The 11,462-nt window shown below is 56.8% G+C and carries 7 protein-coding genes and 3 pseudogenes; 3 read left to right on the plus strand and 7 right to left on the minus strand.

The window, feature by feature from the left end:
- The 5 genes from BSG20_RS33780 to BSG20_RS33805 all read right to left on the minus strand — a co-directional run.
- On the minus strand, positions 1-353 hold a 353-nt coding region (locus BSG20_RS33780; protein ID WP_143147602.1), incomplete at its 3' end, for an ATP-binding cassette domain-containing protein.
- Positions 354-478: 125 nt separating this feature from the next.
- A complete protein-coding gene (locus BSG20_RS33785; RefSeq protein ID WP_093041825.1) occupies positions 479-1,453 on the minus strand; it encodes an amino acid ABC transporter permease in 975 nt (324 codons plus the stop codon).
- Positions 1,454-1,511: 58 nt separating this feature from the next.
- The gene (locus BSG20_RS33790; protein ID WP_093041828.1) at positions 1,512-2,348 is read right to left on the minus strand and encodes a transporter substrate-binding domain-containing protein; all 837 of its coding nucleotides are present in this window, start codon (positions 2,346-2,348) and stop codon (positions 1,512-1,514) included.
- A gap of 333 nt (positions 2,349-2,681) precedes the next feature.
- A complete protein-coding gene (locus tag BSG20_RS33795; RefSeq protein ID WP_072382206.1) occupies positions 2,682-2,945 on the minus strand; it encodes an IS1096 element passenger TnpR family protein in 264 nt (87 codons plus the stop codon).
- A gap of 518 nt (positions 2,946-3,463) precedes the next feature.
- Positions 3,464-6,013 carry a DPP IV N-terminal domain-containing protein gene (locus tag BSG20_RS33805; protein ID WP_072382208.1) on the minus strand — a complete coding sequence of 850 codons (2,550 nt, stop codon included), beginning with the start codon at positions 6,011-6,013 and terminating at the stop codon, positions 3,464-3,466.
- A gap of 539 nt (positions 6,014-6,552) precedes the next feature.
- Here BSG20_RS33805 and BSG20_RS38175 point away from each other — a divergent pair.
- The 3 pseudogenes from BSG20_RS38175 to istB form a co-directional block, all read left to right on the plus strand.
- Positions 6,553-7,203: pseudogene (locus BSG20_RS38175) on the plus strand (IS630 family transposase); the annotation flags it as partial.
- A pseudogene (locus BSG20_RS38180) lies at positions 7,192-8,037 on the plus strand (Mu transposase domain-containing protein); the annotation flags it as partial. The pseudogenes BSG20_RS38175 and BSG20_RS38180, both read left to right, overlap by 12 nt.
- Positions 8,034-8,896, plus strand: a pseudogene (istB, locus tag BSG20_RS33815) (IS21-like element helper ATPase IstB). The pseudogenes BSG20_RS38180 and istB, both read left to right, overlap by 4 nt.
- Positions 8,897-9,297: 401 nt before the next feature.
- On the opposite strand, the gene BSG20_RS33820 reads toward istB, so the two are convergent.
- Both BSG20_RS33820 and BSG20_RS33825 read right to left on the minus strand, forming a co-directional pair.
- Positions 9,298-10,716: a gamma-glutamyltransferase gene (locus tag BSG20_RS33820; RefSeq protein WP_072382211.1), complete on the minus strand. Its 1,419-nt coding sequence runs from the start codon at positions 10,714-10,716 to the stop codon at positions 9,298-9,300.
- 391 nt (positions 10,717-11,107) lie between these two features.
- On the minus strand, positions 11,108-11,462 hold a 355-nt coding region (locus BSG20_RS33825; protein ID WP_143147601.1), incomplete at its 5' end, for an amino acid ABC transporter ATP-binding protein.

Below are 11,462 nucleotides of genomic sequence, written 5' to 3' on the forward strand. Positions count from 1 at the left end.
GCCTCGGCCTCCGGCACGCCCTTGATCCACATCGGTGCGGCCATGCAGTTCATCAGCACGGTCATGTGTGGGAAGAGATTGAAGTGCTGGAACACCATGCCGACATTCTTGCGAACTTCAGCCACGTTGCGCATTTTACTGTTCAACCTGATCCCGGTGACGGCGATCTCACCCTCCTGATGTGCTTCAAGCCGGTTGAAGCAGCGGATCAATGTCGACTTGCCAGATCCTGAGGGACCGCAGATGACGATGCGTTCGCCCTTGCGGACAGTGAGGTTGATATCCGTCAGCACCTTAAAGCTGCCGAACCACTTGGAGACGTTCGTCGCTTCAATAATCTTGTCCGCACTCATTGCCGCTTGCTTCTGGCTTGGTGACTCTCGATACGAAGCCGGCTGCGCCCGCGATACATTGACAGGCGCCTCCGAAGGGTTGGCCTCATTAGGGTTGTCTTTCAGGTTGCTTACGTTGTTCACGTTCATCGCACCTTGCTCCTGGCATAATGGCCCTCGATCCGGGATTGAATCACCTCGAGGCAGACGGACAGAATCCAATAGATCATTGCCGCAGCGATCAGCATCTCCATGTGATGGAACGTCGGCTGGCCAATCGTGCGAGCGAGGAACGTCAGCTCCCATACCCCGAGGACCGAGACCAGTGAGCTGTCCTTCAGCATCCCGATGAACATGTTTCCCATTGGCGGAATGATGACCGGAAGCGCCTGCGGCAGGATGACCCTGCGCATGGTGAGACCAAAGCCGAAACTCATGGAGCGGGACGCCTCCCACTGTCCGCGATCAATGCTTGCAATACCGGAGCGGAAAATTTCCGTCATGTACGCGCCCACGCAAAGTGAGAGGGCCAATATACCCGATGGTACAGCATCGATCACGATACCCACCTGCGGCAGGCCGAGATAGATCAGGTAGATCTGCATCAGAAGCGGCAGACCACGGAAGAATGAAGTATAAAAGCTGGCGATCCCGTAAGCGAAACCGTTGGTTGACAGCTTGGCTATGGCAGCGGTGATCCCGATGAGCGACGCGAAAACCAGTGAGATCGCCGACACATACAGCGTCGTAACCACGCCCTGCGCAATCAGGAAGGGTAGCTTATCCCAAATAAAAGGCAGACTTAGATCGAATACCTCGAAGAAGCCGACAAACAGGACGAGCAGTTCGAGCCATACAATGCCGATTTGTACTTTCAGCGGCGCAAACCCGATCAGCACCAGATTGAGGCAGAACATAATTGCGATCACAAAGGCGATCGCGAAACGCCCATAAACGCCGCTTTCCAGCGGCTCGCCGATGACGGGCCGCATGAGTTCGCCCATGGTGGTACCCGCGAGGTTGACCGTGAGAAAAACCGCGAGCACAACTGCGAAGATCGAGGCAACAAACCAAGGCTTATGGACGAGCACATCGGATTCAACTGTATCCGGATAAAGCATGAGAGGTCCTTCAAGAAATGCGGCTCAGGCTAGCCTGAGCCGCTACAGGCGCACGGTGTTATTTTTCGGCCGTATGATCCACACCGTACCATTTGATCGACAGCTTCGAGAGCGTGCCGTCATCCCTCATGCTCTTGATGGCCGCCGAAACTTTGCCACTGAATTCCTTGTCGCCATGAAGGTCGGCGATAGCACCCGGCGTGACTACGAGAGCCGGTTCAAGGATCTTGAATGGATAGCCGGCTTTAATCTGATTGCCCGCCAGCATCTCGTCAGTGAGGATGCCGTCAAGACGAACACCTTCGCCCAGGCGAAGGTCGTCCCACGGATTGGGACCGCTGCCTTCGTAGGTCTTCACTTGGCCCGGCGTGAATTCGTACTTTACTGGCGAACCATCCAGCATTTCGAAGGTGTGGTTGGCGTAGGATTCTTCTGATCCTCCTGAAGTAACCCCAATCACCTTTCCACCCAGATCAGAAGGCTTGGCCGCCTTGCTGTCCTTGTGAACGACTGCGACGGTTTTGTAGTAGAAGTAGACGGCTGGGAAGTCGAACTTTTCAGCGCGCGCTTTGGTCGGAACCATCTGACCCATGGTGATATCCCAACGGCCCTCCCATTTGCCCGCAGTAACGATATTCCATGCGGGCGTTACGAATTGAGCCTCTGCGCCCAGATATTTCGCGATGCCTTTGGCTACCTCCACATCATATCCGTCGAGCTCGCCTTTGTCGTTGACAAACGAGGCCGGCGGCCAGCCTACAGACGTCGCCACTGTCAGTTTCTTCTTAGCGAGCACGCGATCAAGTACCTCTCCGGCATGAGCCGAGAGAGAGAAAGCGACTGATGCAGCTGCGAACGACGTCGCTGCTGCAATCGCGGTCATAATCTTATTCATACGATGTTCCCCTTTGCAGTGTTTGTTGACCTGAACCCGCCTACCTCGCGCCACAGGTCCGATTTGGAACCGGGATCGGTTGCTCAACCGAGCTGCGAGTTCCAAAACCACATCTATCTCAACACGATTACGTTTGCAACAAACGTTTTATTGTCTCTTCCATAATTCAAACGTATCAATCGAGCCTGAACCTCCGCCACGGCCGCGGTTGCTTGACTTTCTCAGATCGGCTTGGCTTTGATCTTTGGGCTTCTGTGGCTGGCATCTAGTTCGTTGCAAGGCTGTCGAGGATGCGGTCGATACCTGTTGCCTTCGGGATCGATTAGTCCCGTCTCACCGGATCATGCTGTGGTGGTCTAATGTTTGGGCGGCCACGCCTCGAGGAGGTAGGCATAGCTGCCGCCGGTGTTCGGCCGGACAGCACCGATGGCTCTGACGACTCGCGGGTTCGGCACGGGGCATGGCTTCGTTGAACTTTTCGGCCTTGATGACGTGGTGCCAATTGTCACCGAAGTCATATATGTAATGGATGGTCTTCGTCCCGACGTCTTCGCCGACATCTAGCAGACTAGTTTCTGATGGCCGGCAACAAACCAAAACCCTCCAGGATTAGGCACGCTCCAGCCGACGCTGGAGACGCTAAAGAACACCGCCGGAGGCGCGGTGCCGCCGACGGGTCGGTCTTCGCGCACACGCCTCGCCGGAGTGGCTCCGCCGGCGAGATGCCTTAACGGGATCACATCTTCCAACGCGCAATGCTCATGGCTATGGAGCCGATCTGTAAGAGCGACTTCCATCGCCTGTCCTATGGCTTCCGACTGCAGAAGCCGAGGCTTAGTTCTACGCCGCTCCGGAAACGGAACGCATGGCCGTGCAATCTAAAACAATCATCCTCCGGCAAAACCGGGGCGATTCCAACCTGCCTCGGCGGCGCGCTCGCAGGCACGAAGCGCTGCGTTGGAAAGGTTCCCCGCCAGGCAATCCTAACACTGGCCAGTTTTTGTTCGCCCGAACAACCGAGATCAGTCGAGCGACTTCTTCAGCAGAAATGATTGGGGCTAACACGGCACGAGCCAAGCCACGGTCGTCAGCGGCTTGAACTTGCGCTTTCACTGTCACCAATAGTGAATGTCTGGAACCTCAACGTCCTCTGGCGGCTCGGCGCCCAAAAGATGCTCCACAAAATAATCCCATGTGCGCCTGGTCACATACCCATTCGTTGCCGTCGTTGCATGGTTCAAGTCTGGAAGGATCAGCATGTCGAAGTTTCGATTTGCTTTCGCAAGCGCGCCCGCCATCAGTATCGTATTGAATGGGTGAGTATCATCATCTGCATCTCCGGCGATAAGCAAGAGGCGTCCCTTAACCTGAGCCGCAAGGGGAAAATTCAATTGCGTTTGATAAGAGCCGGGAGACTCGGAAGGAAGGCCAAACCAGCGGTCGTGGCTAAAGGAGTACGCGAAATTGTCACTACATTGAGCGGTCGCGACGCCAACTTTGAATACATCAGGACGTTGTGCCATCAATCGTATCGTATAGTAACCGCCCCAACTGTGCCCATATATCCCAACCCGTCCCGGATCGAGGAAATCGTATTTGGCAGCGAGTTGTTTAACAGCGGCCGCATGATCCGCCGCGACAACATCTGCTGAGCCAAAGTTCGGTCCGTAGGTTGCATCTCGGGCGGCGCCGTCCAGCAGCGGGGTTCCGCGGGCATCGAGCACAAAAACCGCAAAACCGAGCTGCGCCAAAGCCATGGCGGCACCTGCGCCCGCGCCTGGGAACCGGATCGGCGCGCGGACCTGTTGCGGGCCAGCGTAAATCGAATCGACGATAGGGATTTTGCCGCGCGTTTTCTTCCCCGATGGCAGGTAGAGCGTACCGTATAGAGGCGTCCTACCATCGGCAGCCGTAACGCAAAAGCGCTCGGGCGCGACCCAACCGCGCTCCACTAAGGGTGTTGGGTCGGTTCGCCAAAGCTCCGACCTGAGGGCGCCCGTGCTCTCTCTGAGGAGAACTGTAGGAGCCTGCGATACTGTCGAGTAAACGTCGACGAAAGCGTCAAGGCTGGGCGAGAGATGGACCTCATGGTCGGCGTCTTCAGGCGTCAATAGGACGGGCTGACCACCGTCGAGCGAAACACGATAGAAGTGCCGCAGGTAAGGATCGCGTCCTGCCTCGCGGCCGGTCGCGGAGAAGAATACTGCACGCTCACGCGCATCTACTGCTGATAAGTCGACAATCGACCAGGCACCTGAGGTCAGTTGCCGAACCAGCTTACCGGACGCCACGTCGTACAGAAATAGGTGAGCTCTACCCTCCCTTTCCGAACGCAAGACGAGTTGGCCGCCGCCTACCGGCGCGAGCATCTTGGCGTTCGGGAAGGGGAAAGGCCGCCGCGGCTTGTCGCCACTGTCAACCAGAACCGTTTGAGAAGTGCCCGTCTGAGGATCCACTCGGTAGACTGTCAGTGATCTGAAATCTCGCGACTCCACTCCGACAAAAAGATAGCGCCCGTCGTCTGTCCACACCATTGCGCCATCGTTTGGAGCGCCAAGAGAAAGGAGAAACGGAGGGACCTCGGCCGCACGCACTGCGCCCGTCTGGCGATCTATCAGGACGAGGCTTGCGGTCGGAACATTAGTGTCGCCCGCAAGAGCATAGCGGAAGGAATGAACTTCAGGTATCCGATGTCCTTCTGCGTCCGGGACCGACCCAACTACATACGGAAGCGATCGAAGCCCCCGCTGGTCTACGCGGACCGTGACGAAATAGCGCGAGTCAGGCGACCACGTCCCGACAACCGGCGGAACCTTCCGCTCTCGCAACCTTCGCAACGGCTCGGATCCAATATCAGCGATAATGCCATAGGCGATTTCGTATGTACCATCGGCCGTCAGGCGATGGCGGGAGCCCGACTCCATCTCGAGCATCGCCAAGTCGTATCCATCTTGGAGAATCTGCACGGCGCGATCTGGCGACATTGCTCCGTTTTCATTCGAAGTGGCGTTCAGTTCAAGATGTTCGACGGATTGTCCGGACTCGGCCCGCTTGCCGTCCCTTACGCCGAATACGCCCAGGATCTTGGAGTCAGAGGTTGCCAGAAGCTGATCCGGTTCTAGCCAGCAAAATTGGGGGAATGCATCACGAACCACAGATCGCGCTAAAGAGAGTTCGGCCGCTTGCCTGTAACGCGCCGACAGATTGGCAGGCGTAGGAAGGTCCCAATGCTCACGTGCCTGCACCGGCAAACTACCGTCGCTCGTCTGGCCAAGCGTAAGAACATGCCGCACGCCAGTCTCGATAGCAAGCTCCTGCAGCAGGCTCTCGTTCGCGGGGTCACAAACCACCAATGCAGGCTGGGCGTTGCCGAGGAAATGTGTGAGTTCGGCGCGCTTGTGGGCGGTATCGAGAGGCACAAAGATCGCCTGCGCCCTCAAGCAGGCGAGATAGAGAAAAAGTGCTTCCGGTGATTTCTCGACCTGCACTGCCACCCTGTCGCCGGGGTTGATCCCAAGACTGGTGATCAGGTTGGCGAACCGTGCACTAGTCCCCTCCAATTCTGCGTACGTATACCGCCGGCCCTGGGCGGTTTCGAGAATCGGGGCAGACAGGTCGGCAGGCGAGCCGGCCTTGAGGGTAAGATAAAGGTTTTCCTTATTCATGCACTCGATCTCAATTGCTCTCCGGGCACATATGCCCGCTACTACGTCTAACTCATCACGATCCGCTCTGCAACATATGTTTCGATATCATCAAAATGCCGCAAATGGTTCATAAAGCCGAACCTTGGGTCACTATGACCGTCCTTGCAGTGCGGAGTCTTTGCGATCGCGCTCTGATTGAGCGGGTTTTGACGCTTATTTGTACCTGTGAAAGCCGAAGTGACTTAGTCAGCAGCTTTTCCAGCGCTGGTCCCTACCGCAATTCGTAACGCGATGGGAACTGCCGAAAGCTCCCGGACAGAGGCGGTGATGGCATAGCGAGGGGCACGGCAAACTTCGAAGTGATGTGCTCCGAGACTAAGCTGCAAACGCTGACGTCCTGGAGCTGGTATCTTCAATGGGGACCCAGAGCGTTGCAGATTCTGCTATGGGCAAGCCTTTCACTCGCGAAATAGACTTATACCAACGTGAGCGATCTCTGACTCTTTTTGCGGTTCCAAATCTGTCGAGTTCTGAATCAATGTCGCAAACGGAGGTTTATGACATCAGGAATTCCACCGCGCGATAACTTCGACGGTTTTGCCCTGCGAGCATTGGCCAAAAGCACGAAGGATGGGGCACAGGCTCGGCGGCTTCTTGCCCTTGCCGAAATCTATGATGGCCATTCACGCAGCGACGCGGCCAGGATCGGAGGCGTGACCCTGCAGATTGTCCGCGATTGGGTTATGCGCTTCAATGCCCGCGGTCCTTCAGGGCTCATCAATGGCAAAGCGCCTGGCAATCAAGGAAAGCTTTCCGATGTGCATCGCCAGGCTTTGGCAAAGATTGTCGAAATCGGACCGATACCAGCAGTCCATGGCGTCGTTCGCTGGCGGCGCAAGGATCTGGTTCAATGGCTTTTCCAAGAATACCGGATCTCTGTGGACGAGACGACCATTGGCCGCGAATTGAAGGCGCTCGGCTTTGCAAAGCTGTCTGCTCGTCCGCGCCATTACGCCCAGAACGAGGTGATCTGGAGAGTTTTAAAAAAAACTTCCCTGCCCCACTGGCAACCATCAAAAAGCAGGCTCCCCAAGAACGTCGAGATCGAGCTCTGGTGGGCCGACGAAGCTCGGATAGGGCAGAAGAACAAGATCACCCGGCGATGGGCACGCAAGGGGACAAGGCCTTCGGCACCACTCAATCAACGATACGCGGATCTTTGCGCTCATTACCAGATGACGCCGACGCGCAACAACAAAGGGATTGCTCACGAGAATGGCTCCATTGAAAGCCCGCATCTCAAGAATGCGATCCGCGACGCGCTGTTAATGCGTGGCGCCAGTGACTTTGACGATCTCGATGCCTATCGAGGCTTCATCGACGAGATCGTCAGTCGACGCAATGCCCGATATGGCAAGCGCATCGATGCCGAACGTGCCCAACTTCAGCCATTGCCAGGAAGACGGACGAGCGACTTTGAAGAAGTTGTCGTTCGTGTTTCCAGCAGCGGTGGCTTCACATTGCGCAAGGTCTTTTACACGGTACCCTCGCGCCTGATCGGGCATCGGCTACGCGTGCGTATGTTTGATGATCGCCTCGATGTCTTTATCGGCGGCACGCATCTCATGTCGCTTCGCAGAGGTCGCGGTGGTAAACATGATCAGGTCGTCGACTACCGGCACGTCATCCATTCCCTTCGCAAAAAGCCAATGGCGCTTCTCCAGCTTGTTTATCGCGACAAGCTCTTTCCTCGGCAGGAATATCGTAGAGCCTTCGAGATCCTGCTCGACCGACTTTCCGACAAGCAGGCGTGCAAGATCACAGTCGAACTCTTGGCCTTGGCCCACGATCGGGGCTGTGAACGTGAGCTAGCCGAACGACTGCGCAAAATACTCGACGCGGGCGATCTGCCAGACATTGCCGAGTTGCGAACCTTATTTGCTCCCGACCCTGCACGGTTGCCGACGGTGAACGTCCACCTCGCCTCCCTCAATGGCTACGAAGCCTTGATCGATGCTCACCAGGTTAAGGACGCAGCATGAAGAACACTCACGCTATCGATGCGGCCAGGCTCGCCATCATGCTAAACGACCTCAGGCTGCCGGCAATAAAGCTCCTCTGGCCGGATTTTGCCGAACAGGCCGACAAAGAAGGCTGGCCGGCGGCGAGATTCTTATCTGCTATTGCCGAGCACGAACTGTCCGAACGCGATCGCCGCCGCATGGAACGTCATCTTGCCGACGCACGACTGCCACCAGGCAAAACGTTGGGCAGCTTTGACTTCGACGCCGTGCCAATGGTCTCGAAGGCTCAGGTTATGGCTATTACCGCTGGCGATAGTTGGCTCGCAAAGGGTGCCAACATCTTATTGTTTGGCCCACCGGGTGGCGGAAAGAGCCATCTCGCCGCAGCAATCGGCCTGGCACTCATCGAGAATGGTTGGCGTGTGCTGTTCTCGCGCACCACCGAGCTCGTTCAGAAACTGCAGGTGGCTCGTCGCGAACTCCAGCTTGAGTCCGCCATCGCCAAGCTCGATAAGTTCGATTTGCTCATCCTCGACGATCTCGCTTACGTCACCAAGGACCAGGCTGAAACCAGCGTGCTCTTCGAGCTCATCTCTGCCCGCTACGAGCGACGATCTATTTTGATTACCGCCAATCAGCCCTTCGGAGAATAGAACAGGGTCTTCCCAGATCCCGCCATGACCTCGCAGCCGTCGATCGTCTCGTTCACCATGCAACCATCTTTGAGATGAATGTCGAGAGCTATCGCCGCCGAGCTGCGATGGAGGCAAAACGACAGCGAGGTAGACCAGCCTCCTACGCGACAATCAGGAATACCGCTGAGATTGACGCTGCGCGACAATCAGCCGTGGAAGATCAGGTCGATTGGGATGCGTGACTGGGCGCACCGGTTCTGATCAGCGCTCTTTGGTATTAGACTTAATTTAGTTGATCGGAAAAGACTCTCGACCGCGAGCTACATGACTACGGATAGTGCCTGGCGTGATCGGTCATTGATTCTTGCCGACAGCACGAAAAAAAGAAGTTAATAAGAGTGTGGCGTCGAGGGCCAGCAGACAAACTGAGGTCCCCCGATCCCTGGCGGGCCGACTGAAGTCCCTCGCTTACGGCGCATGAGCGTAACATCCTCGGGAGTTTCGGAGGACACCATCCCCTCCTCCATTTCGGCTCGACAGAATATTGGCCCCGATTGCGTCACGTGGATGGACCTCGAACTGTTTACGCTTAGCGGGTGCTCCGTGCTGGAAAGGGTTACGCGTTTAGTGCGCGTAGCTGCGGTCAAAGCGCCCCGCCACTACCTGAAGGATCGGCTCCACTTTTATACCTACGGCTATCTATTCGCTCGACGAGGTTAACAATCCCCAGATGGCGCTCAAGGTCGTACTCCGTTGGCGCGAGCGCGAAGCCGCGATTCTCCAAGTGCGCCCGGGCGGTACTGCAAAAGTCCTTATGAACCCGGATTGCGCCATCCTTTGGAAAAAGCCTAGGCCTCAACATCAAATTGGCCATCCTATCGCATTCGCCTAGCCCGTACTTGAAGAAGAGAAGATAGGTAAGAACTCCTAGAATCCTTTCACTTCCCGCAGCGCCGATCGCAAGGCGCGCACCACCAGCCGATTCCAGAATGAGGGGGGACATCTCCGTCACGTCGTGGGTCTGGCCCTCAAAGAGTTCCCCCGATTTCATGGCGTAGCTGTAGCAGAGCGCCGCGCCCCACCACGTCCGCATCGACCCGAACCAAGGACCAATTGAAGTCGTGAACGACAGGTAGTCATCGCCCGACGCGATCGCAAATGCGTTTGTATTGGAGTCGTCAGTGTAACTGCCCGCTCCGACGAAGTAGGTCGTAGCGAGTTCCTCCCACAGGAGCTTAGGCGGTAGGTCAAGAAGACGGACCACGCGTTCAGCGATGGCGGCCGCTTCCGACTCTAAATCAAGCTCTACAGACGGCCGAACCACCTTTGGTCGGAGGCTGCCTACGGCGAACGGAATGCGATCGAGCAAAAGGATCGTGGAGAGCACATAGGCCTCGACGGCCCGTGAAAAATCGCCCAATACCCTGCACTCGCGCAGCTCAACAGCTATCGCGACACTGAGGAGGATCCAGGTTCCCCAACTCTCCAGGGCCCCGGTCGTAAGAAGGCGGTGCACGTGCCCCTTGCCATCACTAAGATTGAGTGCGCGCGGCGTATACTGCCGGACCGGGTTATCAAGGGATTCCTCAGGTTGCCAAGGTCCCGGGTCCCTAGTTCGAAGGGTCCGCCAGAAGTCATGCTCGTTCGCGGACTCCGCAAGGATTTGAAGCAACTCTGCAAGGGCCGGATTGCGGATGCTGGTGGAAACGGCTCCGCTTTCGACCAGATAAATCTTCCGAAGGTCTTCATTCATCTCCGGGGCCAGAGTTCGAACAGCGGTCGCGACAGCCGGGTTAAGTTTGAAACCCTGCTGGGCCAAGGCGATGGCCGGTTCTAAGAGATCGCAGAAGGGAAGACGCAGACGACCGCTTTGCCATAGCCAAAAGAAGGCGGAGACGTTGCCAGGAACGGGCACCGTAGAACCAGGCATGTCCCGGATCTTGGTTGCGGCACTCAGGCAGACGATTTCGCCTCCAACAAATGATATACCTTGCATGCGCCCAAAGGGGCTACAGTTGGCCGGATCCACCACCCAAGCGCAGGCCAAGGCGGCGATGTACATGTCGAACACGCCCCCACCCTGGAGGCGGACAGCATTCGCTGCAACCGTTGCCGCTGGTGATTTGTGGAGATTCCAAATCCTGTACTACCATGAATGTGGCGCGGCGACGTGCCCGTTGCGCTCACTGGCGAAAGAAAGCCCTCCGTAGCGCCTTTGCCTATGGTTGTACGCCATTCGGTTGTCATGCCATGATCCTGTTATTGACCGCGCCGGATCACAGGTGACTAATCACTTGAGGGCGCTTCTGTGGCGCCCGCCAGACGCTTGCCAAACGAGGTGCCGAGTGCTGACTTTGGCTTTTCATTAGTCATCAGGGCGGTCATGTGCCCGTAATGTCAGGCCTGTTTCCAGTTCGGCTCTGTTGCCAGCTACCGCCCGCCAGAAGCTCCCCTCAGTGCTTAAGGATCTGGCTGAGGAAGAGCTTTGTTCTGTCGTGCTGGGGGTTGGTGAAGAAGTCGTTCGGGGCGGCCTCTTCGACGATCCGACCCGCGTCCATGAAGATCACCCGGTCGGCGACGGCACGGGCAAAGCCCATTTCATGCGTGACGCAGACCATGGTCATGCCGTCGCGGGCCAGGCTCGTCATGGTTTCCAGCACTTCCGATACCATTTCCGGATCAAGCGCCGAGGTTGGCTCGTCGAACAGCATGACGGCAGGTTCCATGCAGAGCGAACGGGCAATGGCAACACGCTGTTGCTGACCGCCGGAGAGCTGAACCGGATATTTGTTGGCCTGTTCGGGAATG

The organism is Rhizobium tibeticum, assembly GCF_900110205.1.
Classification (GTDB): Bacteria; Pseudomonadota; Alphaproteobacteria; order Rhizobiales; family Rhizobiaceae; genus Rhizobium; species Rhizobium tibeticum.

What these genes read in the sequence shown, in the direction of transcription:
- BSG20_RS33785 (WP_093041825.1), bottom strand. Translation starts at nt 1,453, where the DNA reads ATGCTTTATCCGGATACAGTTGAATCCGATGTGCTCGTCCATAAGCCT.
- BSG20_RS33790 (WP_093041828.1), bottom strand. Translation starts at nt 2,348, where the DNA reads ATGAATAAGATTATGACCGCGATTGCAGCAGCGACGTCGTTCGCAGCT.
- BSG20_RS33805 (WP_072382208.1), bottom strand. Translation starts at nt 6,013, where the DNA reads ATGAATAAGGAAAACCTTTATCTTACCCTCAAGGCCGGCTCGCCTGCC.
- BSG20_RS33820 (WP_072382211.1), bottom strand. Translation starts at nt 10,716, where the DNA reads ATGTACATCGCCGCCTTGGCCTGCGCTTGGGTGGTGGATCCGGCCAAC.